The sequence below is a fragment of the Xanthomonas sp. JAI131 genome (assembly GCF_013410075.1).
GTDB lineage: Bacteria > Pseudomonadota > Gammaproteobacteria > Xanthomonadales > Xanthomonadaceae > Xanthomonas_A > Xanthomonas_A bonasiae.
Window position 1 is genome coordinate 1,105,408 of sequence record NZ_JACCCN010000001.1, and the last position, 24,465, is coordinate 1,129,872.

Genomic DNA, 24,465 nt, shown 5'->3' on the forward strand with positions numbered 1-24,465 from the left:
GACGCTTCCGAATCCCTGCGCTCGCAGAGCGAAGCTGGCCTGCTGCTCAGGAGGCGTCGCATCCATCATCCAGGTGGATGCCAGCGCTGTCAGCCAGCACACGGCACCAGGCGCTGACGGCACGCACTGTTCGATTCGAGGCAAAGATGGATCAGTTGCCGGAAGCCGAGTCCGGCTTTCGGATCTCTTTCAGATACTTGTAGAGCAATGCGCGGGAAATGCCCATCCTGTTCGCCACGGCGGGCGCGGCGTTGCGGATATCCAGGATCCTGGCCTCGTGCAGCCGGGCAATCAGTTCACGACGTCCGGTGGTGTCCAGTGCCCGGGCGGACATTCCCACGGCCGTTTCGTGATTGCTGACGATCTGTTCCAGGACCTGTCGCCAGTTGTCGTGAAAGAAGTTCTCTGGCTCAGGCGACGGGGGCAGGAATGCCAGCGTCCCGAGACTATCGCGGACGCGTTCCAGCATGGTCACATCGAAGTTGATACACAGCATCGCACGTGGCTTCCCTTTCTCGTCGCGTATCACCGCTGTGACGCACCGTAGGTTGCGGCCGTCGGTATTGGTCTTGCGATAGGGGCCGATCACAGGTTGCAGGAGCGCCTCATCCGGAAAGCGGTCACCGCTGGAGCTGTCGCCCACCTTGCGTCTGGAGATCGGATTGGCGATGTGGGCGATCTTCATCGTGTGAAGGTCGTGGACGACCACTTCGACGTGAGGCCGGAACAGCGCCGCTATCGCGTCGGCAACCGGGAAATGCGGCGCAAGAGAGGCGGCAGGGCTAGGACGATTGGGCATGTCGGGAGGTGGCGGGAACCATGTTGGAAGCGTGCAGCGTAGCCCGATCAAGCAGGTCTGTTCAAATTATCCAAGATTGACAAATTGTCTAATGCCGATCTAGCCTGGGTGTCACCGGACGTTCGGTGCGGCAATGAAAGGCATTGTGTGGCGAGCAAACAAGGTCATGGTGTCCTCTTGAGCTGGCTGGTTCAGATCCTTGGCGCGGTGGCCGCGTTGGGAGTGCCGGCCTCGGCCAACTGTCATGCGCAGCAGGATCTGCAGCAGCCGACCATTGCGGCACCGCAAGACCGGAGGTTCGACGGCACGATACGGCTCGAGGTCGACGCTCGCGATGTCGTTCGCCGGGTGTTCCATGTGCGGGAAACCATCCCCGTGCAGGCGCCGGGCACAATGACGTTGCTGTATCCGGAGTGGGAAGCGTCCAGCCACGCGCCCACCATCTCCGCGGCAAGTCTGGCGGGACTGGTGGTGTTCGCCGGCCCGCAGCGCCTGGAGTGGCGCAGAGATGAGCTCGAGATGCATGCCTTCCATGTCGATGTCCCTGAAGGCGCCCATGACATCACGGTCGAGTTCCAGTACGTGGTTCGGGCGGGCGAAGCGTTGCTGCGTCCGGACCTGGTCACGGTGCAATGGCAAAGGCTGCTGCTCTACCCTGCCGGCTGGTACGCGAGAAACCTCCCAATCCAGGCGGCTGTCCGTCTCCCGCGCGGCCTGCACGCTGTTTCTTCCTTGCATGCCGAAGCGACCTCGGGTGAATCGGTGCGGTTCGGTGGCACCACGCTGGATGCGTTGCTGGACGCCCCGGTGATAGCCGCCAGATACATCCGCGCTCACGACTTGGGCCTGCCGGGACAGCCGGCCTTCCGGCTAAGCCTTCTGTCCGACAGCGAAGAAGCACCCCAGCTCTCGGATCGAGATGCGACCGGCATGCGGCGCATGGTGGAGGAAACCCATGCCGTGTTCGGTCGGGCGCCCTACGAACGGTTTGAGGCCATGGTGGTGCTGAGTGATGCATTCCCTGCTGGAGGCGTCGAGCATGCCGACTCTGCGGAGATCTATCTGCCTGCAGATTACTTCCGCGATCGCTCCAGCCAACTCAACAACCTCGACCTGATCGTCCACGAGCACGTGCACGCATGGAATGGGCGCTTCCGCGTGCCGACCGGACAATGGACTCCCACGCCGAACACCCCGATACGCAACGGAATGCTATGGATCTACGAAGGTCAGACCGAGTTCTGGGGACGAGTGCTTGCGGCCAGAAGCGGCCTGCGCAACCACCAGGAGACGCTGGACAAACTTGCCTTGGATGCGGCCAACACCCAGGCGATGAACGGCCGAGCGTGGAAGACGCTGCGAGACACCACGAACGACCCGGTCTACCTGTCAAGCCGTTATGCGGCATGGCCGGAATGGCAGCGTCGCAAGGATTACTACACCGAGGGAGTCCTGCTCTGGCTGGAGATCGACATGATGCTTCGCGAGGGCTCCGATGGCCGGTATGGTCTGGACGACCTGGCCGCGGCGTTCTATTCCGCCGACATGGGGTCTGGCCCTCATACCTACACGTTCGATGATCTCTGCACCGCCTTGCACGGACTTCTACCCATTGACTGGTCAAGGCAACTCGACGAGCGGCTGGATACGCACATGCCGCTGGTACTGAGAGGGCTGGAACGTGCGGGCTGGGAGCTTGTCTATGACCGCAAACCCACCCCCACCTTTCTGCAATCCGAAGCGGAAATGGGGGGCTACGACGTGCGTCACTCCATTGGCATGGTGGTCGACACGCGGGGACGGGTGCTGTCGGTCATGTGGGACAGCCCGGCCTACCGTGCGGGCATCGCTCCCGGGGCGGTGCTGGAAGCGATCGATGGCGAAGCGTTCTCTCGCGCAGCGCTGCTGAGCGCGATCGAGAAAAGCACCGAGACACCCATCGCCTTGCGGGTGAACAACGACGCCCGTCGTTCCGACCTGGAGATCGACTATGACGGAGGCCCGCGCTATCCGCATTTGCGCAGGATCGGCGGTCGCCCTGACCGGCTGACGCCACTCCTGAAGCCACGATCACTCGGAGCGGCTGTGTCGGCCGACAAGCCAGTGGAAGTCGAGAGGGGTGAGTAGCCCTTCGATCTCTGCTCGAAGCGCGTCATCGAAGATCACGCATCAATCAGTCCCTTCCGTATCATGCTTTCAGCCGCAGCAACGAGTGCTTCGGTCGAGTCGCGCGGGATCCAGTCGAGCAGGCCTGTGGCCTTCTCATGAGACACCTTCTTTGCGTAACCGAGATCGGGAAGGATGCCGCGAACGGCCGGATTGAAGAAGGAGGCGATCCTCAGCGCCAGATTCGGCGCCAATCGGGTGGGAACTTTCGCGGCCGCACCGCCGAACTCGGCTTTGAGGATGGTGGCGATCTCCTTCATGGAGAGGGCGCGGCCGCCCGACAGCAGAAAGCGCTCGCCGGCAGCGCGCAGGTTGGTCATGGCCTGGACGTGCGCCTTGGCCACGTCCCGGACGTCCACAATGGGCACATGGAGATCAGGCAGGGCGCGCATCCGCCCAGCGAGCATGAGCTGAATCAAGTGATTCGAGCCGGTAATCTCCTTGCCGAGGACCGGCCCCATCACCGCGACCGGCAGCACTGTGGTCAACTCCATGGCTCCAGCGCCGCTGGACACGAAGTCCCATGCCGCTCGTTCCGCAAGCGTCTTGCTCTTTCCATACGCATCCACACCCGGGCCGTCGATGTTGGTCCAGTCGCTCTCGGTGAAAGCATGGCTGCGGCGCGGGTGGCCCCAACCTACGGCATGAAATGCCGAGGTCAACACGACCCGTCTTGCTCCCGCGTCCCGCGCGGCACGCAGCACGCGCAATGTGCCCTCCCGTGCGGGAGCGATCACCTCGCTCTCGTTTCGCACGTATCCGGGCTGCACCGGAGACGCCACGTGCAACACGAATTCGACATCGGACGCTGCTTCCGTCCAGCCTGCATCATCGGTGAGGTTCGCTGCAGCGAAACTCAGCCTATCCGAGTGCGCCATGCCGGCGTCCTCGAGCGCCGACCGCACGGCCGCCTCCTTGTCGAGGGATCTCACCGTAGTACGTACGGAGTATCCCTGCCCAAGGAGCTCAAGAATGCAGTGGCCGGCAATGAAACCGGAGCCGCCTGTAACAAGCACATGCGAGTGTTTCACAGGCGGTTACTGGTCTTCTGGCGCTTGCGTGCGCCTTCGTTCTGTTGACGCCAATGAAGCGGCGTCTGTTCTTCCCAGGAGCGAAACGCGCGCGTGAATGAATTCGGCTCGACGAAACCCAGTGCCATGGCAATGGCGACGGTATCGAACTTGGTATTGGCGAGCAGGCGCCTGGCGATCGTCCGCCTCACGTCGGCAAGCTGCTGCTGGAAGCTGGTCTTGTGCCCATCCAGGCGGCGCTGAAGCGTGCGCTTGCTGACATTGAGTCGGCCTGCGACTGCAGCAACGCTTGCCTGGCGGCCTTCGCTGAGCTGGCGAGCGATGCTCACCCGCAACTCCGCGATCGGTGCTGGATACCCCGCCCCGCTGGCCAACTCCCCATCGAGATCCCTCACGAGGCGAGCGAACGCGCCTCCATCGGCGGTGACGAGCGCTGCATCGAGCGCGGATCTCTCGAATACCATGGCGTCGGACATCGCCCCGAAGACCACGGGACAACCGAAGTGGTTCTGGAGCATTTCGCGATCTTCGCTTGGGCGCGAGAGTTCGAGCCTGATCGGTTTCACCTTCAAGCCCGTCCCGACCTTGGCCAGCTGGAACAATGAGGCCATCGTCATGTCGACGAGCAGTCGTGGCACTTCGCTCGTGGCTTGCAGCCAGCGGTAGCGAACGACCGCCTCGCTTCCCGTGACGTCCACCTCGACAAGTTCCGGGCACGTCAGGCGCTTGTAGCGAGACAGGGCGGCGAGCGCGCCACTGAAGTCCGGGGCATGCAGGGCGACCAACGACGCTATGCCATAGCCGGAACTCATCCCGTTCGCTCCAAAGCTCAGGCCCATGGACCGGTCGTCGAACTCTCGGTCTGCGGCTTCCCAGATGCGGAAGAAGTCCTTCGTCGTCCATCTGTTTGACGGTTCGACGCCCGCGCGCGCCAAAAGCCGGGCAAACGGCAGACCGGGGTCTGTCAGGATGTCCTGATGGATTGAGAACGTGGTTGGCCCTTCCATGGCGCGACTATAGGCAGATGCGCGATGCCAGCAAATCCGATCGCGCCAACATTGCGATTCCCGAAGAATGGCGCGGTGACGTCCAACAGCTCGCCGGCAACGCGATCCCATTGGGAACGATGCTGGCCTTGGGTCGGGGAGCACGCCTCGTTGCCCCCAATGGACATCCCCGATCGACGCGCTACCCAGAACCGGGAGCCGCCGGCGCCTGCATGTCGCGCTCGGCGCTCCGGATGGCCGGGCCGCCAGTCGCAACGGATCCCGCCTAGCTCAGCTGGACGCTTTCGGTGATCCGCGCAAGTCGCGGCTCCGCGTCGCCTCACGAACGACCGCAATGAATGCCCCCAACGGCGCGGGCACATGGCGATAGCTGGCGTAGTAGAGGCACAGGCCAGGCGACGCCGGGGTCCAGTCTTCCAGCAGCAGGACCAGCGCGCCGCTATCCAGGGCTGGCCGAGCGAAGGATTCCGGGACGAACGCCACGCCCAGGCCATCGGACGCCGCCTGGACCATCAGGTCGTTGTCGTCCAGGCTCAGCATGCCGGGGACATCCAGTGCGAGCCGCTGCGTGCCCTTCTCGAACTCCCAGCGGTAGCGCTTTCCGCCGGGAAGCCGCTGGCGAATGCAACGATGGGACATCAGGTCGCCCGGCGTCGCGGGCGCCCCGAACGCCTCGACGTAGCCCGGTGCCGCCACCGCAACGAAACGGATGTCGCTGCCGAACGGCACGGCCACCATGTCCTTCGGTACCGACTCGGCTAGGCGCACGCCGGCATCGAAGCCTTCGCCCACGATGTCCACCAGCTGCGCTTCGGCGACGAGATCCAGCACGACGCGCGGATGTCGCTGCTGGAAGAGCGGGATGGCGTGCCTGAGTAGCCAGCGCGCCCCGCTCCTGTTGGCGTTGATGCGCAATGTGCCGACCAGTTCGTCCTGGCCATGGCTGACAGCATCCAGCAGGTCGTCCAGTTCCCGCAACAAGGGAACCAGGCGCTGCAGCAGCTGTGCGCCGTCCTCCGTCACCGCAACGCTGCGGGTGGTCCGATGCAGAAGGCGGACGCCGAGTCGGCGCTCGAGCCCCTTCAGTGCATGGCTGAGGGACGACCGCGATACGCCAAGCGCGTCGGCAGCCTTCTGGAAGCCGCGGTGTCGCGCCACGAGGGCGAATGCCTTCAGATCGGAGAGGCTGACATCCGTCATTGGTGAATGCTTTTCACCAGCTCGTTCGTATTGGTGCGACTTATCATATGCCATCCGGGCTCTTACCTTGCATGCACCCCCACAGGAAGCCCCCGATGAAGACATGGTCGATCACAGGTGCGTCGTCCGGCCTTGGGCTGGTCGCGACCGCGAAGCTGCTGGCGCGGGGCGAGCGGATGGTCGCGTGCGGGCGACGGGCGGCACCGTTCGGGGCGCTGCAGCGAACGGTGGGCGACAGCCCGCGCGTCGCGTGCTTCGACCTTGCCGACGACATGGCCGCGCTGCGGCAGGAAGCGGGTACCGCCTTCGCCGCCTTCGGCCGGATCGAGACGGTGGTCGGCGAGGCCGGTCACGGATCGTTTGGCGCCGCCGAGGCGGACAGGCGATGAAGTGGTTGCTCGCGCTCCTGCTCGCGGCCCCCATCGTCGTCGGCGCCGGCGAGCCTGCGCCCTCCCCTGCCGGACCCAACCAGGTTGCCGGCACGTGGCGCATGGTTGCCGCCACGTTGGAGACCGGTGGCGAGACCCTGCGACCCTATGGCGAGAATCCCCGGGGCATGCTCGTCTTCACTACCGACATGCACTTCGTCGAGGTACTGACCGACGGCGACACCCCACGCTTCGCGTCAGACGCTCGGGGCGGTGGCACCGACGATGAGAACAGGCGCGCCATGGCGTCCAGCATCGGGTTCTTCGGTACCTACGCGGTGGACGAACACGGCCGTTTCGCCGGCAACCGCGTCGAAGGCGCCACGTTTCCCAACTGGGTGGGCGCGGTGCGAACCAGGCGGGACCTGCAGCTGACGGTCGAGGGCGATCGGATGTACGAAACGTTCACTCGCCCGGACGGAGGACGGGTGAGCGCGGAGTTCGTGCGGGTCCGTTAGTGCGCATCGGGCGCCGGAAGGACCTGCGAAGGCGATCCCCGATGGGACCGCCAACCCGGGGCTAGCCTGTCGGCATCGCGGCCATCCTGCGCAGCCTCCCGGCATCCTTGGCTGGAGGCATGCCAAACATGCGGGCATAGTCGCGACTGAATTGCGAGGGACTCTCGTAGCCGACGCGATATCCAGCGCCTGCTGCATCCATGGCCTCGGCAACCATGAGCCTGCGCGCTTGCTGCAGCCGCAACTGGCTACGGAATTCCAGCGGGCTCATCGACGTGACCGCCTTGAAGTGCGCATGGAACGTGGAACGGCTCATGCCGGCGATCTCCGCGATTTCATCGATCCGGCATGTTTCGCTGTAGTGCTCCCTCAGCCAGGCGATGGCCCTTGCGATCTGGTTCAAGCGGCTGTCCGCGGTCGCCATCTGGCGGACGACGCCGTTACCGGGGTCGGTCAGAAGACGGTAGAGGATCTCGCGAACCAGCAACGGGGCCAGCGCTTGGATGTCGCGCGGCCTGTCGAGCAATGCCGCGAGCCGTGCCGCCGCGTCCAACAGTTCGGGCGTCGTGTCGTTGAGGACAAGGCCGGCGGGCGGTGCCCCGTCCGTCTCGTCCGGGGTGGGATGACGCAGGGCAAGGTCGCTCAGTTCGGTCATGTCCAGGTCGAGCACCAGACACAGATAGGGAACGGTCTCGCTGGCCTCGATGACCGACCCAGTGACCGGAAGATCGACCGATGCGAGCAGGTACCTGGTCGGGGTGTACACATAGCCGGTTGTTCCCAGCATCACCCGCTTGCGGCCCTGCGCGACAAGGCAGAGCGTCGGCTCGTACACCACAGGCATCGGCATGGTGGGCGTACCCGAGCGAACCAGGCGGACGCCCGGAATCGGCGTGCCGTGCATGCCGTCGTCCCGGGCGTGACGGCCCAGGATATCGGCGAGCTTTGTCAGCGAGTCCATGCGTCACTCCATCAACGGGTCGCGGTGCCAGCGAGTCGAAAGCCCGCGCCTGGACGATCGTACAAGAACGCCGGACGATCCCGCTACAGGCTTTCGGCCGCTCAACGGCAGACTTCTGCCCTGCAAATCCAATGCATCGACTCTGGAAGGAGGTCAGGATGCTCCATCCCCTTACGCTGGACCAATATCGCCTTTCCGGACGATCCGGCATCTGTGTCTCGCCCTGCTCCGGGCAACGCGACCTTCGGCTCCGATCGGGCCGGGGCGCGGACGGGGGCACGCTGCATCTTCGGCGCCTGTGTGCCGCCCTGATCCTGGCCACCACAGTGGGCAGCCTTGCCCCGGCCAGCGCACAAACAACGGCCGAACCTCAACCCGGGATGTGCGCCGCCAACGGTCCGACCAGCCCCGGCGAGCTTCATCGCGAATGGATCATGGTGGGATGGGAAAAGCGTCGCGGCGATCCCCCGTTCGACTTTCGCCAGAGGCTGGGCCACCTCTATCACTGGAACTCCAGCGATGTCCGGCTCTACGACGACTTCGATCCCCAGCACCGGGTGGCGCGCAGCGCGAGTGAATGGGCCTCGATCTGGACCGAGCCCTTCACTGCGTTGAGGTCCGCCAGGCACCGCATCATGGATGGCCCGGAGGTCGTCGACGGCGGCGTTCTGTCCGCCTCCACCCTCGAATTCGCGGCGCGCCTCGAGACCGCGGAAGAGAAGATCGTCGGCATCCGGGCGCGCTCGTCGCTGGTCTGGCAGTGCACGTCCACTGGCTGGAGGATCGTGCGCGAGCACACGTCCACCCGCCGCCTGCCGCGGGAGGAGATCGATGCGATCGTCCCTGCCAGCCAATGAGATCTTGTCGACAGATGGAGCGAATGGGCCCGCGCACCCGCTCGACGCTGGTCCGGCCGCGTCACGGCACCGACGGGAAGACCGGCGGGCGCCACTCATTCCTCGTCATCGCGGTGCCCAAAGTCGAAGCGCTTCCACACTCCGGCAACACGCCAGGTCCATCACGCGCGCACGACCGTCGTCCTGCGCGCTCCAACATGCTCAGGAGCACACGACATGACGATGCCAAGATCGGTCACTGCTGCGGCGCTGGTTCTGGCCATGCTGATCAGCGGTTGCGCGCTGGCGCGGCCTGTCGATTCGACCGCCGAACGCAACCGCCAGTTCATTGCGCAAGCCTTCGAGAAGTGGGCAGCCGGCGGCGGGACGTTCTTCCGGGACGTGCTGGCGCCCGACGCGACCTGGACGATCAAGGGAACGAGCCCGGCGGCCGGGAGCTACAAGGGGCGCGATGCGTTCCTGCAACAGGCCGTGGCGCCCTTCGCCGCCCGCCTGTCCTCACCCGTCCGGCCGACGGTGAAGGGCATCTGGGCGGAGGGCGACCACGTCATCGTACATTGGGACGGTGCCGCCACCGCCGCCGACGGAATGCCCTACAGCAACAGCTATGTGTGGATCCTCCGAATGGCGAATCTACGCGCGAGCGAAGTCACCGCTTTCCTCGACCTGGTGCCCTACGACGACGTCATCAGGCGAATTCCGATCGATCATCAGGGAGATACGCAAATGAGCAAGCACCCCTACGTCGGCATGTGGGTGACCGATGACGGGCGCATCCGTCATGAGCTTCTGGCCAGTGGCCGCTATGACGAGGCGCGCGGTACGCGGGAAAGCGCCTACCAGGGGCGGTACGAGGTGAAGGGCAACCGGATCGACTACTGGGACGACACCGGGTTCACGGCAGACGGCGTCTTCGTCGACGAGAACACGCTCCATCACGGCGGGATGATCTTTCGCCGTCGATAGCCGCCATTTCTTGCCCTGCATGCCAGGCGCCCGCCGCGAGTTTCGGCGTCGCGCCGGCTATGCCGGGGGCCGACGCGCTTTGCGCCGGAGATTGAATCGGGCAGCAGTGCCCCACTTCGTTCGATTCAAAGGGGGGGGACTGCCCGCCGTTTTTGGCCAGCAGGCACAAGGCTGGCCGCCTCCGGCCGCGGATGCATATGAGCGTTGTCGCCGCTACCGGGGTGGCGAAGCTCCAAAACGATCCTCATACACCTTCGCTACCCAGTCGACAAAGACCCTCACGCGTGGCGACAGCTGGCGATGCAGGGGGTACATCGCCGACACAGGTAGGCCCGCGCTCGACCAATTCCCCAGGACTTCCACGAGCTGGCCATCGCGTAGCTCGTCCTCGACATGGAACCGCGGCAACTGAATCAGGCCACAGCCGCGCAGCGCGCATCTCACGTAGCTTTCCGCGTCATTGACCGTTATCCAGCCCCCCAACTCGAATTCGCGGACCTGATCGTCGACGACGAGTTCGAACGGGTAGTTGCGGTCATGGCTACTGGCAAAGAACCCGACGGCCTGATGCGAAGACAACTCATCGGGATGTTGAGGCGTGCCGAAGTACTGCAGGTACTCCGGGCTCGCGCATATCACTTCGGGCATGACAGCCAGGCGCCGCGCCACCAGGGACGAATCCTTGGGCGTGCCGGCACGCACGACGCAGTCGATTCCCTCGCGGACCAGATCGACCAGGCGATCGCCGCTGCTGACGACGAGGTCGATCTGCGGATAGCGGCTGCGGAACTCATCGATGCGCGGCAACACGATCCGGGTGGCGTGGGTGCCGTGCAGATCCAGGCGCAAGGTGCCGCGCGGGTTCGCGGCGATCGTGCGCAGTGAGGATTCGGCGTCGTCCAGATCCGCCAGCAGTTGCACGCAGCGCTCGTAGAACGCCTGGCCATCGAGGGTCGGCCGCACCTGGCGGGTGGTGCGTTCGAGCAGGCGCGCGCCCAGTCTCGCCTCCAGTTCCTTTATCGCATGGGTGGCGGTGGCGCGCGGGAGGCCGAGCGCGCCGGCGGCCCGGGTGAAGCTGCCCAGTTCGACGATCCGAGTGAACAGTTGGAAGGAGTCAAAGCGGTCCATGCCTGATTGTTGTCCATTTTTGAATTCAATTGCCAGTTCAAGCCTGTTTATTCAGATGGCGACAACGATAAGAATGCCCTCCGTCCCCCGCGTCCCTCCCGCAGATGCCCCAAGGAGCAAAAAATGAACAGCACCACCGCCCAGGCCCGTCAGCCAGTCCCCCCCGGCCCTGCCGCGCGGGTCGCCATCGTTACCGGCGGCTCGCGCGGCATCGGCCGCTCGATCGCGCATCGTCTCGCGGCCGATGGCTTTGCGGTCGTCATCAACTACGCCGGCAACGCGTCAGCGGCAGAAGCGGTCGCGCAGGATATCCGCGCCGACGGCGGCCATGTCATCGCCGTGCAGGGAGATGTCAGCCGCGCGGAAGATGTCGCCCACCTGTTCGCGGCGACGCAGGAAGCTTTCGGTCGTGTCGACGTGGTCGTCAACAGTGCCGGCATCATGCCGATGGCGCCCATCGCGGAGTCCAGCCTCGCCGACTTCGATCGCGCCATCGCCATCAACCTGCGCGGCAGTTTCCTGATGCTGGCGCACGCAGCGCATCACCTGCGCGAAGGTGGTCGGATCATCGCGCTGTCCACCAGCGTGATCGCCAAGTCCTTCCCCGGCTACGGGTCCTACATCGCCTCCAAGGCCGGTGTGGAGGCACTGGTGCCGGTGCTCGCCAACGAACTGCGTGGCCGCGGCATCACCGTCAACGCGATCGCCCCGGGGCCAGTGGGCACCGAGTTGTTCTTCAACGGCAAGACCGCGGAGCAGATTGCACACATCGGCAAGCTCGCGCCGCTCGAACGCCTCGGCACTCCCGAGGAGATCGCAGGCGCGGTCGCCTTCCTGGCCGGGCCTGATGGCGGCTGGGTCAATGCCCAAGTACTGCGCGTCAACGGCGGCTACGCCTGAGCACGCGGGTCTTCCTCGCGCGATGCAGGCGCACACACCGGAGAATCTCCATGAATGCAAATCCGAAGCACGTCATCCTGGTTACCGGCGCATCCAGCGGTTTCGGCGCCCTGTCGGCTCGAGCGCTCGCACGCGCGGGACACATCGTCTACGCGAGCATGCGGGAGATCGCTGGCCGCAACGCCGCGCAGGTGCGGGCCGCACGCGACTACGCGAACGAGCACGGCGTCGACCTGCGGACGATTGAACTGGACGTACAGTCGCAAGCCTCTGCCGACGAGGCAGTGGCGCGCATCGTTGCCGAGAACGGCCGGCTGGATGTGGTCATGCATAACGCCGGGCACATGGTGTTCGGCCCGGCGGAGGCATTCACGCCCGAGCAGTATGCGCAGACCTACGATGTCAACGTTCTCGGTACGCAGCGCGTCAACCGCGCGGCCCTGCCGCAGCTGCGCCAACAGGGCCGCGGCCTGGTGGTGTGGATCGGCAGCAGCAGCCATCGCGGTGGCACCCCACCCTATCTCGCCCCGTACTTCGCGGCAAAGGCGGCAATGGATGCGCTCGCGGTCAGCTATGCCGGCGAGCTCGCGCGATGGGGCATCGAAACCGCGATCGTGGTACCCGGCGCGTTCACCAAGGGCACGAATCACTTCACCCACGCAGGAACGCCCGCCGATGCGAATCGCGTCGCCGAGTACGACACCGGTCCGACCAGAGGCTTCACCCAGGAAATCCTCAGCGGACTCACCGCTTGCGAGCCACCGGATGCCGACGTGGCCGCCGTTGCACAGGCCGTCGTCGACGTCGTCGCTTCACCGTTTGGAGCACGTCCGTTCCGCGTCCACGTCGATCCGTCCAGCGACGGCTGCGAAGTAGTGAACGCAGTGGCCGACCGAATTCGCGCCGAGTTCCTGCGCCGCATCCAGCTCGGCGATCTGCTGGCACCGCGCGACAACCCGGCGCCAGCCGAGGAGGTATCCAATGCGGCATGACGCCAGTGTTGCCAGGGAGCTCAAGATCACACTGGGCGAGTCTGTCGTTGCGACGCTCGCGGCAACGGTCAGTACGCTGGTGCTGGAAGTTCCGGTCTGGGCGATGTTCGTCGGGTGGATCTCCTACTTCACGCGGGGCGTCAATCTTCGCCAAGGGCTGATCAATCTGACCTGCGTGTTCGTCGGACTCGGGCTGGGAATCGCTGCCGGCGCAGCGACGCAGGTCCTCACGCCGCACCTCGGTTCAGCCACGCTGACGGCCGTGGTATTCGCCGTGTCGGTCTTGGTGTTGTCGTTGCGGCACCTGCCGGTATTCAACAACCTGCTCGGCTTCTTCCTCGGGCTGGTCGCGTTTTTTGCTTCGCACAAGCCGCCGTCATGGAGCGCATTCACCGAGTTGGGATTGGCCGCCGCCGTCGGCGCGGCGGCCGCCGGCATCGCCGTCGTGCTCCAGCGTCTGGCTCTGCGCGCCGACGCCCGAGCCTGAGCCGCCGAGAGCAGATCCCATGTCCATCGATTCCGTCATCCCCTTCTCGCAGACCGGAACGACGGCGCTGCTCGCCGACGCGATTGGCCAGGGCGCTCGCAAGATCGAAGGCAGGGACGCCCGTGCCTGCGGCAGCCGCCACGCCCAGTTTCGGTGGCCGGTGGAAGGTCGACTCGGTGCTGCGCCAGTTGGGCGAGCCCGACGCGATGGTCTTCGCTGCGCCAACCTACATGGGCGAACCGGCAGCGCAGTTCAACGCCATTGCCAATGCCGCGGCCGCGGTGCGGTCGACAGGGACGGTCCGCCGCCACATTGCGGGAGTCACCCGCTCACTGCAGCCGGTTGCCGTCGAGGACGTCGCATGAAAGCGCATCACTATCGCATCCACATCGAGGAGCTCGGGCAGGCGCAAGCGGATGCGGGCGGCACATCGGCTTGGTCGAACGCCACGCTCACTTTCGAGGTGGACCAGCGCGACGACCTGTTCGGCATCGTCACGCGCATCCGCGCTGCCACGGCCTTTGCGGACGCTGACGCCATCGCACTCGCGGTCGGCCTGAAGCTCTTCACCGGCGTGATGTCGCTTCACCGCAAGGATCCGCTGTTCGCCGATGTCCAGCCTGCGTTGCGCACCCTTATCGGCAATCTGAAGGCACGCGTCGCCTCCACCACGCCCGCCTCAGCCGCACCACCACCCTGATGCTCGACGCGACGGCCCTTGGTCGTCGCCCTCCAGGAGGACACCATGCAGCTTCCCACCCCGCGCCATGCAGTCAGCCCGGCCGCCGCCGACCCGCAACTGATCTTCCCTTTCCTGCACGGCTTGTACGCGGGTGTCGAGCCGCTGGCCTATGCCCTGTTGCGCGTCGTGTTCGGCGTGGTCCTGATTACCCATGGCCTGCCCAAGCTGCTGCGAACCTCGCACGGCTCGATGGCCGACCCGATGTCCGGCTCGATCCATTTGATCGAGAATGTCCTGCACCTGCCCGCCGCGCCCGCATTGGCGATGTTCGTCGCCTTGCTCGAAGGCGTAGGCGGCACACTGCTGGCCATCGGCTTGGGTACGCGCGCCATTGCCGCCATGGTCGCGGTGCAGATGCTCGTGATCTGCGTGGCCCTGGGGCCGACTTGGCCCTGGATCGATCGCGGCATCGAGTTCCCGTTCCTGATGATGTTCCTCGGACTGTTCATGGCCTTCAAGGGGGGCGGCCGCTGGTCGCTGGACCGCGCCATTGGACGCGAACTTTGAGATCGGGGACGCACCGCAGAGGCCAGATTCTTGCGTCCCGCTTGGCGACGCCGTGACGGTGGCCGTGGCGACAAGTGGATGGGTCCGGTCGAGAGGCGCGGCATCCGGCACCTTCGTCGGCGACTCCGCCCGTGCCGGTTGGCGTCGCCACCGTCGAAGAGGTCCGCTTCGGGTCGCATCACGCCATGCTTCCAGGCTTGGGAGAAGCCTGACCAACCCTTCATCAGGAGATAGTCATGGCAATTCTTTACACATCTCAGCCTCACGAGGCTTGGAACAAAGGAAACCTGATCGGCCAGAAGAAGAAGTTCAGAAAGTGCTGCGAGACCTCGCCCGAAAGAGGGAACTTCATGAGGTTCCTACTGATCGCTTCGCAACCCTGAGCATCCCTTCCGGCCACTATGGGGAGTAGCACATCGATCGAACGTTTGGCCCCGCCCCGCGTACTCCGTGATGGCTAGGATCAGCACGATCCACGGCAAGGCCTGGACCTTTGCCGCCAGCACCGAACACGCCTGAGTTCAAGCGCCGGGCCAGCCAAGCCAAACGCGATGCCACGCCTGCTCCCGGCGATGTCGTGGGTAGGGTCCGCCTGCGCTTGACTTGAAATGATACTGACCGGTCTATATCATCCGCCGGGAATCCACCGCCGGAGTGATCATGAGCAAGGTTCGCGAGCGCATCCTGGATGTCGCCACCAATCTGTTCTATCGGCAGGGGATTCAGGCGGTCGGCGTGGACGCCATCATCAGCACCGCGGAAGTCGCCCGCATGAGCTTCTATCGGCACTTTCGGTCGAAGGAAGGTCTGGCGTTGGCGGTGCTGGAGCGGCGCGACGAACGACTCTGCGCCTGGTTCGAGCAGGAGGTCGAGCGCTTGGCGCCCGATGCAAATCTGCGGCCGCTGGCAGTGTTCGACGCCTTGGCGATGCGCCTGGCCAGCCCCGACTACCGCGGTTGCGCCTTCCTCAACACCATCGCCGAGACGCCGCTGCCCAGCCACGCACTGCATCGGGCTGCGGCTGCGCACAAGCACCGCTTCGAGGCCTACTTCGCCCGTTTGTTGCGAGCGGCCGGGCTGGACGAAAGCGCGGCCGGCGATCTCATGCTGCTGTTCGACGGGGCCGTGGTCACCGCGGTTCGCGAAGGAAAGCCGACCCCCGCCACGCGGGCAAAAAACATGGCGGCGCGGGTACTCGGCATCGCGCCGGCGAACTGAGTCAGTGTCTTACTGAGAGAGTAGTTATGTCCGCGCAAGTTGTGTCGCAAGGCCCGGTCGCTCGCGGCGAACGGTTGTTGCAATTGGATGTGCTGCGCGGTCTGGCCTTGTTCGGCGTGCTGCTGGTCAATATCGGTTACTTCTGCGGTGCCGATTTGGCGCGGGAGGCCGGGGTCGCCTATCCGCTGGGAGACTCCGGCGGCTTGGCCGGCGACCTCGTTAGGGTGCTGTTGGAGAACAAGGCGGCGGCGCTGCTGTCGATCCTGTTCGGTGCTGGCCTCGCCATCCAGGCCGATCGTGCGTCCGACAAGGGTCAGTCGCGCTGGCCATTTGCGCTGCGTCGCAGCGCGGTGCTCGCCCTGCTGGGCAGCGTGCACACGTTCTTGTTGTGGAACGTCGACATCCTGCTCGACTACGCACTGATCAGCTTGATGGTTCTGCCCTTCCTGCGGCTGTCGGCCGGCCGGGTGTTGTGGGCGATCCCGGTGGTGCTGATCGTCTCGGCGGTGATTGCCGGTCCGATTGAGGCGCTTGCAACGGATCTGCCGCCGGCGCAAACCTACACCCTTGGTCTCCAGCACTACGGGCAAGGTGGGTGGCTCGACGCCCTGCAATACCGATGGTGGGAAACGCTGCATGTGATCGGCCCGATGCGTATCGCCAATCGCTTCGTCATCCTGGCGCCGTTCTTCATCGTCGGCGTTGCGGCCTGGAAGGGCGGATGGCTTTCGGCGCCGGACGCGCATCGGCGCCGGCTGCGGCAGGTCTTCGTGCTCTGCTTCAGCTTCGGGCTGGTGGCCAACGCGGTGCCGCAGGAGGCGCTGCATGCCTGGGTGAATCAGCTTGCGCTGCAGCCGCTGCGGGTCTTGATTAAGGCGACCTTCTTCTTCGCCAAGTTCGCGCTGACCCTGGGCTACGCGGCCGGTATCCTGTTGCTGCTGCAGCGATCGCGCTGGCGCGTGTGGCTGGGTGTGTTCGCGCCGCTCGGTCGCATGGCGCTGACCCAATACCTGCTGCAGTCGCTGGTCTGCACATGGATCTTCTACGGCTTCGGTCTGGGCCAGTACGGGCGGATGCCGCTCGACCTGGCGCTGGCGCTGGGCGTGCTGCTGTTCGCTATGCAGGTGATCAGCAGCCGCTGGTGGTTGGCGCGCTTCAGCATCGGCCCGGTGGAGTGGCTGTGGCGGCGATTGAGCTACGGCGGCATTCACCGGCGCCCACCGGCGCTCGCAGCGGCCGGGGCGGAGGCTGAACAGGCCCGAAGCCGGTAGCGTGGGTGATGCCGCGTCGCGGCATTAGCGCCGTGTTTTTTGCGCCTGTCGGCGTGGTGGTGTGCGGGCGGATTCAGCGCCATGAGCGCGTCGCTGCGGCCGCCGGCGTCGACAAGACCCGGATACTGGGATGCCGTCAATCTACCTCACAGCCGCGCCGGCTACGCGGCCTTCTTTGGCTGAGCGCTGGCAGAACTCCCAGGGCCGACTAAATTGGGAGGATTGCGCCGAACGAAGCTGAAGAAGACCTTCGCCCATGCTGCTACACCCGATCCATATGTCCGCTTCGGGTCGGACGCTGTCGTGCGCCCTGCCCTCGTTCGCCAACCTCAGTCCAATCCCGTCTTGCCCGCCGCCCAGTACGCCTTGGCACTGATCCGCGATGCCGGAATGCCCAGGCCTTGCAGCGCCCGGCGCAGGCGTTGGATGGAAGCCGCCCTGCCTGTCAGGACGAAGGTGGCCTCGGTCGCGGCGACCGCGGGCAGGCGGCGCTCCATGTCCTGGAGGTGCAGGTCGTCGGCGCAGCGGCCGAACAGTTCGACACCGCCCAGGTCGAGGCGGTCCAGCACTGCGCGCGCCGCGGGCTCGCGGGTCACCTCCAGCAAGCACGCCACGCCGCTGCGGCTGCGGCTGCCGAGCCGGCGACCGAGGGCGTAGGTCAGTCCGATGGAGGTCTCGTCGCCGAGAACGACGCAGGGGCCGGTGACGCGATTGAGATCCAGCGATGCGCGTGGGCCGAAGACATCGCATTCGGTGCCGGGCCTGGCGCTGGCGATCCAGGCGCTGCCGGGACCGCTGCCGTGCGTGCATGCGACGATGCGGGTACGCCCGGCGGCCGCGTCCCAGTCGATCGGCGTGTAGGTCCTGGCGACCAGCGCGGAGCCCATTGCGATCTGGATTTTCTGGCCAGGCTGCCATTGGAGCTCGCGGAACGCCGGGCTTTCCAGCGTGATCAGCCGGAAGTCGTCGGCAAGACGTTCGGCTTGCACGACGCTGGCCTGCTTCATGAACATCTTGAGGAAGGCGCGGCCTATGCGGCCGGGCCTGGGCATCGCGGCGTCGGCGTTCTGCGCGCTCATCGGGTCAGGACCGTCAGTTCGTTGCCCCTGCCTTCGTTGATCGCGATCGGCTGCGACAGATAGCCGTTCGCCGGGTCGCGAACATAGGCCAGGTATTCGTTGTCGTGGTCGAAGGCGTTTTCCGCAAGGATCGGCGTACCTGGCGTCAGGTGCGGCTCGAGCAGCTTGAGTATCGGCAGATAGAGGCTGAACGCGCCGTCCAGCAGCACCAGATCGATCTCGCCGCCGACAGCGGCCAATGTTTCGCGCGCGTCGCCGACCCGGATGTCGACCAGGTCGGCGAGCCCGGCAGCGTGCAGGTTCGCGTTGGCGCGGGCGGCCTTGCCGGGTTCCAACTCGGTACCGATCAGTTGTCCGCCGCCCATGTCGCGCAATGCGGCGGCGAGGTGGATGGTGGACACGCCCATCGACGTGCCGAACTCGACGATGCGCGTGGCCCGGCGCGCGCGCGCGATCTGGTAGAGGAATCGGCCATACGCCGGCGTGACGTTGAGGAAGTTCTCGGCGTACGCGTGGTACACGCCGCGCAGGTCGCGCCTTTCCGCGTCCATCAGCTCGGTGATGGCGCCGCTGAAGACCTGCTCTGCATGCTCGCCGTGATCGGCCTCGAACTGGTCCGTGATTCCCTTGTCGGCGCGCTCCGCTTCCTGGAACAGGTGCTGCAGGGTCTGCGCGACGCGTCCGCTGCTGAGTGAATCCACGGTGTTTCCTCCAATCGATGGCAAGGGCCGACGGGGGATCCATCGGCCGTCACGCATCGTAGGAAGTCGCAGCGCTGGCGGCATTGGGTAACCATGTCAAGATATTCGGAATTCCTGCCAACTGCTTCGGAGCCGGCGACGTGCCTGTCCTGACCGATCTCAGCGATCCCGCCGAGTGGATCGATCCGGACCTGGTGCCGCGCCCGGTGGTGATCATCGGCACCACCGGCATCGACGTGGCCAGCCTCGACCTCGGGCAGGACCGGTTGGAAAAGGACTTCCATCGCCACCGCAAGGGGCAGCTCATGCTGTTGCTGCGTGGCGTGCTCACCTGCGAAGTGGAAGGCAGCCTCTGGATCGTGCCTCCGCAGGGCGCGCTGTGGGTCCCGTGCGATGTCCTGCACAAGATCACGGCCGCCGGCATGATCGAAGTCTATGTCGCCTTCATCGATCCGGTTGCCGCCTCGGCGCTTCCGGCGACCTGCTGCGCCCTCTCCACCACGGCGCTGCTGCGCGAATTGGTCATCCGTTCCGCGCGGCTTCCGCTGCTCTATCCGGAGGGCGGCGCCGAATCGCATCTGATCGTCCTGCTGCTGGACGAACTGGCGGCGGCGCCGATTGGAACGCTGCGCCTGCCGATGCCGACCGACGTCCGGCTCCGCAGGATCGTGGAGGCGATCGTCGCCGAGCCGGCCGAGCGCGGCACGGTGCAGACGTGGGCGCGGCGCGCGGGCATGAGCGAGCGCACGCTGGCGCGCCTGCTCACGCATCAGACCGGCATGAGCTTCGGCCGCTGGCGCCAGCAGCTGCACCTGATGCTCGCCGTCAAATGGTTGAGCACGGGGAACTCGGTGCAACAGGTGGCCGATGACCTGGGCTACGAAAGCGCCGGCAGTTTCGTCACGATGTTCCGCAAGGCGCTGGGCACCTCGCCTGGCCGCTACATGGCCGAGCGGCGCAATCCCTGCTGATGGCCATCCGGCATTTCGCCCCTCATGCCCCCGATGGATGTTCCTGCCGGATCCGGGCTCCGAGCAACGATCGGCTTGGTAGCCGACCGCTGCCTCGAAGCGAGCGCGAGCCTCTTCCCCAAGGCTCGCCTGTCTACGGATTGGTGGAATCATCCTCCCGAGCAGCATCCCCTGGTGTGCTAAAAAACCACGGATCCAACGTGGCTGCAATGGAAATAGTTCACAGCCTTGCCGTCTGCGTTGGGGGGCAGAGCTTTCCGCGCACCTCCAGGCTACCGGGACGTGATGGTCATGGAACCGAACAGTCTGATTCCCGAGGAACTTCTGAAGAAGCTGGTTGCGGTCGGTGAAACGCGCCGCTACGCCCCCCGCGACATCCTGGTTTCCGAGGGCGACCTGGCCGACGCCGTGTACATCCTGGTCAGCGGCAAGCTCAAGGTGTTCACGTGCGACAGCAGGGGCCGCGAGTTGGTTTACAACGTCATGCGGCCGGGTGAATTCTTCGGCGAGATGCTGCTGGACGGCGGTCGGCGATCCGCCTCGGTCAAGAGCGCCGAGCCATCCGAATGCATCGTCATCGCGTTTGCCGAGTTCCGCGCGTTCATGGAGAAGAATGCGGCGTTCGCGGAGTTCCTGATCGTGACCTTGATCAGGCGCCTGCGGCATGCCACCGATCAGGCGCGCAGCCTCGCGCTCAGCGGCGTCTACGAACGGCTGGTGGATCTGTTGAACGCGGAGGCCGTCGAACAGGACGGGCAGCGCCTCATTCCCGCCGCGCTGACCCAGCGCGAGATGTCCGCGCGGGTCGGCGCGACGCGCGAGATGGTCAACCACGTCATTCGCGATCTGCTGCGAGGCGGTTTCATCGCCAAGAACGAAGGGGCGCGGTTGGTTCTGGTCAAGCCTCTTCCTGGACGATGGTAGCCACCCGTTCGATCGCTGCATCGAGAGGCTGCGCGCCGTTTCGCATCGCCAAGGAAGCGCGGCATCGCTGGCTGCCACGATTGCGTTCCACCTTCACCGTGTCGCCGGCACTGACCAGCGTGCTTTGCGCCGGCACCAGGTGGGCAAAGAAGCGCGCGACCGCAGTGGGCGATTCCCTCGGTCCAACGCTGTCCCCACGAAGCCTTAACCCGCTCCCCCTATCCTACCGACGCGCCGGACGATGCCCGCCACGCCCTCGCGTGGATCGTGGAGCACATACCACGTCGCCGGCCGCCAACGGACATCGACATCGCAAAGGAGACTCCATGAAGAAGCTGCACGTACTCGTGTTCGCCGGATGCCTGCTCGGCCTGAGCCCACTGGCATCGGCGGAGGTCGTCAACCTGACCAACAGCGCGGATGGCGCCAATCGCGACGCCGGCATCGCCGCGGTGAAGCAGAAGCTGCAGGAGGCCTGCACGTCGCGCAAGGGCACGCCGGATCTCGAATCGTTCGAGGTGGTGTTCGAGAAGACCAGCCAGAATCCGGATGTCCCCAAGCCCTACTATGTGGACGGCAAGCTCAAGTGCAATCTGCCGTAAGGCCGATACCGGCGTTGCACCGGTCCGCGCCTTGAAGCCCCGTCCCTCGAACAAGGCCCCGCTCGCGCGGGGCCTTGTTTTTGGCGTGCCGCGTACCGCGATGGCCTCTTCGGCACAAAGCCAACGACACCCCGGCGCTAGACCCGCGCCCTCCCTCGCCCGGTGCCCGCTGCTGATATAGTCCGGCCAGCACGATGGGCATGGTGCCCGTCCACGAATCAAACGGAGTTGTCATGGGTCTCGTCCAGGCAGTGTCAGGTGCGGTCGGCGGCGTTCTCGCCGATCAGTGGAAGGACTTCTACACCGTGCCGGCCGGCCTGCCGGCGACGGCGGCGCTGTTCGCCGCGGTGCCGCACGGCACCAATGCCGGGCGCGGTTCCAACACCGGCGCGTCGTCGAACATCATCAGTAACGGGTCGAAGATCGTGGTGCCCGAGGGCTACGGGCTGCTGCTGATCCAGGACGGTGCGATCACCGGTTTCGTCGCCGAGCCGGGCGGCTACGAGTGGCGCTCCGACGATCCGAATTCGCAGTCGATCTTCGCCGGCGACGGCCTGGTCGCGCCGCTCATCCGGCAGAGCTGGGAGCGCTTCAAGTTCGGTGGCCAGCCGGGGTCGCAGCAGGCCGCGTTCTTCGTCTCGCTGAAGGAGCTGCCCGACAATCGCTTCGGCACGCAGTCCGAGATCTACTGGGACGACGGCTTCCTCGGCACCCAGGTCGGCGCGGTGACGCGCGGCGCGTATACGCTGAAGATCGTCGACCCGATCCTGTTCGTGAAGAACTTCGTGCCGGCGCGCTATCTGCAGCCGGGCCAGGTGTTCGACTTCACCGACCTCGACAACGCCGCCGCCAACCAGTTGTTCAACGAGGTGATTGGGTCGCTGGCGCCGGCCTTCAGCCTGTACACGAACGACCCGGGCAAGGGCAACCGCATCACCAAGCTGCAGCAGGATTCGCTCGGCTTCGCCAAGAGCCTGTCCGATGCGGTCGAGCAGGCGTACCAGTGGCGCTCCGAGCGCGGCCTGGCCATCGTCAAGACCGCGATCGTGTCGATCGAGTACGACGCGAACACGCGGGAACTGCTCAAGACCGTGCAGCGCGCCGATGCGCTGGCCGGCGCGCGCGGCAACTCCAACCTGCAGGCGAGCGTCGCCCAGGGCATCCAGTCGGCGGGCGAGCATGGCGGCGCCGCGGGCCTGGTCGGGGTCGGCATGGCCACGGGCATGGTCGGCGGCGTGGGCGGTCTGCAGCAGCCGGTCGCGCCCGCCGCGCCGGCCGCCGACGATGCGGTGGCCAAGCTGAAGAAGGCCAAGGAGATGCTGGACCTGGGCCTGATCACCCAAAGCGACTACGACGCGGCCAAGGCCAAGGCGCTGGGCCTGTAAGCCGCCGGACGCCGCGATCATGTCCGATTCCAGAACCCCGCCGCCGTTGCCGCCGGTGCCGCCGCCCTTGCCTGCGGCGGCCGTGACCGGACCCGGTTCGCCGCAGGACGTGCCGCCCCTGCCCGGCAGCTTTCCGCTCGATCCGGCCACCCTGCCCGCGCCGATCCGCGACGAACTGCAGGCGCCCGATCCGCTCGCCATCGACACCGCCGCCAACGAGCTGAAGGACGGCCTCAACCGCTGCCCGAAATGCGGCGCCACCGACATCCGTCCCAAGCTCGGCACCGACCTGCTGGTCTGCCAGTACTGCCGCAACGAATGGCATGGCGCGCGGGTCGAGGAGGTCTTCGGGTTCGGCGCCGGCATCGGCGAGCTGCGCGGCACCGTCATCGCCTCCGGCGCGCGCGATATCGCCGCCGACGCGGCCAGCCTGATGAGCTTCAAGTGCAGCGGCTGCGGTGCCGAGGTCACGGTCAATACCGAGAGCACGATGACTGCGCGCTGCCACTGGTGCCGCCACGTGTTCGGCGTCAACGAGCAGGTCGCCAACGGCGCGGTGCCCGACGCGGTGCTGCCCTTCCACATCAAGAAGGAGGATGCGGTCGCGCGCATCCGCCAGTTCGTGGACAAGCGGCGCCTGTTCGCGCTGAAGGCCTTCAAGGAGCAATTCACGCCCGAGAACGTGGTCGGCGTGTACCTGCCCTACATGATCGTCGACGGCAACGTGAGCGCCAGCGTGGCCGGCAAGGGCGAGATCAAGACCCGCGAATACACGCGCGGCACCGAGAAGAACAAGACCACGTACTACGACGCCGACGTGTACCAGGTGCAACGGCACGTGGATTTCACCGTGGACGACCTGCCGCTGGAATCGTCTTCCGAACGCGGCAACCTGGATGCGCAGGCCAACACCAACAACATCATCAACACCATCCTGCCGTTCGACACCAAGAACGCGGTGCAGTGGAACGCGTCGTACCTGGCGGGCTTCACCTCGGAAAAGCGCAACCGCGACGTCGAACACCTGCGGCCGCGGCTGGAAGACCAGTTGCTGTCGATCGCCCGCGCCCAGGTCGAGGACTCCGTCGACCGCTACGACCGCGGCGTGCGCTGGGAGCAGGAGCGGCTCGAGGTCCACGGCACGCGCTGGGTGTCGATGTACCTGCCGGTGTGGCTGTATTCGTACCACCAGCCCGGCCGCAACGGCGGAATGCTGCACTACATCGCGGTGAACGGCCGCACCGGCGAGACCATGGGCAGCGTGCCGGTGCAGCAGTGGAAGCTGCTGCTGGCCGCGCTCACCGCCGGCAGCGTCATCGAAGCCATCGCCCTCTGGATCGTGGTGACCACCTCATGAGCGACGACAGTGGACTCTGGTTGCTGCTGGCCGGCCCGGCCGGCGCGAGCGCGTTGTACTGGGCCCTGTACCGGTACTACCGCAACACCGACAAATCGCATGCCTTCGAGCGGGAGACGAGCGTGGAGGCCAAGCCGGTGACCGGCTCGGACAGCAAGGTCGGCACGGTGACGGGTACGCAGGACCGGCGCATCCGCGGCGACAACGTGCGCGCGTACCGGGCGCGCGTGCAGCGGGAGACTGGCTGAGGCGCTGTCCAGCTCCATGCCCGGCCAAGGGGGCGGGCAGCGGTGCAGGCCCGAGATGCACCGCTTCGACGCGACGATCC

26 protein-coding genes and 2 pseudogenes are annotated in these 24,465 nt (G+C 65.8%); 20 read left to right on the top strand and 8 right to left on the bottom strand.

The features are described from left to right. Nucleotides 1–151: 151 nt before the first annotated feature. Nucleotides 152–799, bottom strand: a complete 648-nt coding sequence (locus HDC36_RS04500) for a PAS domain-containing protein (protein WP_179564785.1) — start codon at nt 797–799, stop codon at nt 152–154. 177 nt (nt 800–976) lie between these two features. Here HDC36_RS04500 and HDC36_RS04505 point away from each other — a divergent pair, with 177 nt between their 5' ends. Further along, entirely contained in the window at nt 977–2,926 is a 1,950-nt protein-coding gene (locus tag HDC36_RS04505; protein ID WP_179564787.1) for a M61 family peptidase, read from the top strand. A gap of 35 nt (nt 2,927–2,961) precedes the next feature. On the opposite strand, the gene HDC36_RS04510 is transcribed toward HDC36_RS04505, so the two are convergent. From HDC36_RS04510 to HDC36_RS04520, 3 genes are all read right to left on the bottom strand, one after another. Further along, nucleotides 2,962–3,996 carry an NAD-dependent epimerase/dehydratase family protein gene (locus HDC36_RS04510; protein ID WP_179564789.1) on the bottom strand — a complete coding sequence of 345 codons (1,035 nt, stop codon included), beginning with the start codon at nt 3,994–3,996 and terminating at the stop codon, nt 2,962–2,964. Continuing rightward, on the bottom strand, nt 3,993–5,003 hold the full coding sequence (locus tag HDC36_RS04515) for an AraC family transcriptional regulator (RefSeq protein WP_179564791.1): 1,011 nt from the start codon (nt 5,001–5,003) through the stop codon (nt 3,993–3,995). Before HDC36_RS04515 ends, HDC36_RS04510 begins: the two co-directional genes overlap by 4 nt. Before the next feature lie 270 nt (nt 5,004–5,273). After that, nucleotides 5,274–6,203, bottom strand: coding sequence for a LysR family transcriptional regulator (locus HDC36_RS04520; protein ID WP_179564793.1), 930 nt, complete (start codon nt 6,201–6,203; stop codon nt 5,274–5,276). 95 nt (nt 6,204–6,298) lie between these two features. Here HDC36_RS04520 and HDC36_RS04525 point away from each other — a divergent pair, with 95 nt between their 5' ends. Together HDC36_RS04525 and HDC36_RS04530 are read left to right on the top strand one after the other, a co-directional pair. Further along, nucleotides 6,299–6,592, top strand: coding sequence for an SDR family NAD(P)-dependent oxidoreductase (locus HDC36_RS04525; protein ID WP_179564795.1), 294 nt, complete (start codon nt 6,299–6,301; stop codon nt 6,590–6,592). Next, nucleotides 6,589–7,089 (top strand): lipocalin-like domain-containing protein, encoded by a 501-nt coding sequence (locus HDC36_RS04530; RefSeq protein WP_179564797.1) that lies wholly within the window; start codon nt 6,589–6,591, stop codon nt 7,087–7,089. The genes HDC36_RS04525 and HDC36_RS04530 overlap by 4 nt, the downstream gene beginning before the upstream one ends. 61 nt (nt 7,090–7,150) lie before the next feature. Here HDC36_RS04530 and HDC36_RS04535 read toward each other — a convergent pair whose 3' ends face one another. Further along, a complete protein-coding gene (locus HDC36_RS04535) occupies nt 7,151–8,050 on the bottom strand; it encodes an AraC family transcriptional regulator (RefSeq protein WP_179564799.1) in 900 nt (299 codons plus the stop codon). A 158-nt stretch (nt 8,051–8,208) separates the two neighbouring features. Here HDC36_RS04535 and HDC36_RS04540 point away from each other — a divergent pair, with 158 nt between their 5' ends. The 3 genes and pseudogenes from HDC36_RS04540 to HDC36_RS23440 form a co-directional block, all read left to right on the top strand. After that, entirely contained in the window at nt 8,209–8,907 is a 699-nt protein-coding gene (locus HDC36_RS04540; RefSeq protein ID WP_218847996.1) for a hypothetical protein, read from the top strand. A 261-nt stretch (nt 8,908–9,168) separates the two neighbouring features. Continuing rightward, nucleotides 9,169–9,534 (top strand): annotated as a pseudogene (locus HDC36_RS04545) (nuclear transport factor 2 family protein); the annotation flags it as partial. Nucleotides 9,535–9,642: 108 nt separating this feature from the next. Further along, nucleotides 9,643–9,873, top strand: a pseudogene (locus tag HDC36_RS23440) (Atu4866 domain-containing protein); the annotation flags it as partial. 213 nt (nt 9,874–10,086) lie between these two features. Here HDC36_RS23440 and HDC36_RS04555 read toward each other — a convergent pair. Further along, nucleotides 10,087–11,001 (bottom strand): LysR family transcriptional regulator, encoded by a 915-nt coding sequence (locus HDC36_RS04555; RefSeq protein WP_179564801.1) that lies wholly within the window; start codon nt 10,999–11,001, stop codon nt 10,087–10,089. Nucleotides 11,002–11,124: 123 nt separating this feature from the next. Between HDC36_RS04555 and HDC36_RS04560 the strand changes: the two genes are divergently transcribed. The 8 genes from HDC36_RS04560 (at nt 11,125) to HDC36_RS04595 (ending at nt 17,118) form a co-directional block, all read left to right on the top strand. Beyond that, nucleotides 11,125–11,901 (top strand): SDR family oxidoreductase, encoded by a 777-nt coding sequence (locus HDC36_RS04560; RefSeq protein WP_179564803.1) that lies wholly within the window; start codon nt 11,125–11,127, stop codon nt 11,899–11,901. A gap of 50 nt (nt 11,902–11,951) precedes the next feature. Beyond that, a complete protein-coding gene (locus tag HDC36_RS04565; RefSeq protein ID WP_179564805.1) occupies nt 11,952–12,893 on the top strand; it encodes an SDR family NAD(P)-dependent oxidoreductase in 942 nt (313 codons plus the stop codon). Next, the gene (locus HDC36_RS04570) at nt 12,883–13,380 is read left to right on the top strand and encodes a DUF1097 domain-containing protein (protein ID WP_179564807.1); all 498 of its coding nucleotides are present in this window, start codon (nt 12,883–12,885) and stop codon (nt 13,378–13,380) included. The genes HDC36_RS04565 and HDC36_RS04570 overlap by 11 nt, the downstream gene beginning before the upstream one ends. Nucleotides 13,381–13,502: 122 nt before the next feature. After that, nucleotides 13,503–13,745, top strand: coding sequence for a hypothetical protein (locus tag HDC36_RS04575; protein WP_179564809.1), 243 nt, complete (start codon nt 13,503–13,505; stop codon nt 13,743–13,745). Then, nucleotides 13,742–14,080 (top strand): DUF3861 domain-containing protein, encoded by a 339-nt coding sequence (locus tag HDC36_RS04580; protein ID WP_179564811.1) that lies wholly within the window; start codon nt 13,742–13,744, stop codon nt 14,078–14,080. The genes HDC36_RS04575 and HDC36_RS04580 overlap by 4 nt, the downstream gene beginning before the upstream one ends. Nucleotides 14,081–14,125: 45 nt before the next feature. Next, nucleotides 14,126–14,629, top strand: coding sequence for a DoxX family protein (locus HDC36_RS04585; RefSeq protein ID WP_179564813.1), 504 nt, complete (start codon nt 14,126–14,128; stop codon nt 14,627–14,629). A 660-nt stretch (nt 14,630–15,289) separates the two neighbouring features. After that, nucleotides 15,290–15,847, top strand: coding sequence for a TetR/AcrR family transcriptional regulator (locus HDC36_RS04590; protein WP_179564815.1), 558 nt, complete (start codon nt 15,290–15,292; stop codon nt 15,845–15,847). A gap of 26 nt (nt 15,848–15,873) precedes the next feature. Continuing rightward, a complete protein-coding gene (locus tag HDC36_RS04595; RefSeq protein ID WP_179564817.1) occupies nt 15,874–17,118 on the top strand; it encodes a DUF418 domain-containing protein in 1,245 nt (414 codons plus the stop codon). A 329-nt stretch (nt 17,119–17,447) separates the two neighbouring features. On the opposite strand, the gene HDC36_RS04600 is transcribed toward HDC36_RS04595, so the two are convergent. Both HDC36_RS04600 and HDC36_RS04605 read right to left on the bottom strand, forming a co-directional pair. Beyond that, entirely contained in the window at nt 17,448–18,197 is a 750-nt protein-coding gene (locus HDC36_RS04600; RefSeq protein ID WP_179564819.1) for a siderophore-interacting protein, read from the bottom strand. Further along, on the bottom strand, nt 18,194–18,922 hold the full coding sequence (locus HDC36_RS04605) for a class I SAM-dependent methyltransferase (RefSeq protein ID WP_241093898.1): 729 nt from the start codon (nt 18,920–18,922) through the stop codon (nt 18,194–18,196). Before HDC36_RS04605 ends, HDC36_RS04600 begins: the two co-directional genes overlap by 4 nt. 116 nt (nt 18,923–19,038) lie before the next feature. On the opposite strand from HDC36_RS04605, the gene HDC36_RS04610 reads away from it, so the two are divergent. The 6 genes from HDC36_RS04610 (at nt 19,039) to HDC36_RS04635 (ending at nt 24,385) form a co-directional block, all read left to right on the top strand. Then, nucleotides 19,039–19,869 (top strand): helix-turn-helix transcriptional regulator, encoded by an 831-nt coding sequence (locus tag HDC36_RS04610; RefSeq protein WP_179564823.1) that lies wholly within the window; start codon nt 19,039–19,041, stop codon nt 19,867–19,869. 291 nt (nt 19,870–20,160) lie between these two features. Then, nucleotides 20,161–20,793 (top strand): Crp/Fnr family transcriptional regulator, encoded by a 633-nt coding sequence (locus HDC36_RS04615; RefSeq protein ID WP_179564825.1) that lies wholly within the window; start codon nt 20,161–20,163, stop codon nt 20,791–20,793. A gap of 326 nt (nt 20,794–21,119) precedes the next feature. Then, on the top strand, nt 21,120–21,395 hold the full coding sequence (locus tag HDC36_RS04620; protein ID WP_179564827.1) for a hypothetical protein: 276 nt from the start codon (nt 21,120–21,122) through the stop codon (nt 21,393–21,395). 233 nt (nt 21,396–21,628) lie between these two features. Beyond that, the gene (locus tag HDC36_RS04625) at nt 21,629–22,780 is read left to right on the top strand and encodes an SPFH domain-containing protein (protein WP_179564828.1); all 1,152 of its coding nucleotides are present in this window, start codon (nt 21,629–21,631) and stop codon (nt 22,778–22,780) included. Nucleotides 22,781–22,799: 19 nt separating this feature from the next. Beyond that, on the top strand, nt 22,800–24,137 hold the full coding sequence (locus HDC36_RS04630) for a TFIIB-type zinc ribbon-containing protein (protein WP_179564830.1): 1,338 nt from the start codon (nt 22,800–22,802) through the stop codon (nt 24,135–24,137). Next, nucleotides 24,134–24,385 (top strand): hypothetical protein, encoded by a 252-nt coding sequence (locus HDC36_RS04635; RefSeq protein ID WP_179564832.1) that lies wholly within the window; start codon nt 24,134–24,136, stop codon nt 24,383–24,385. Before HDC36_RS04630 ends, HDC36_RS04635 begins: the two co-directional genes overlap by 4 nt. Nucleotides 24,386–24,465 lie beyond the last annotated feature (80 nt).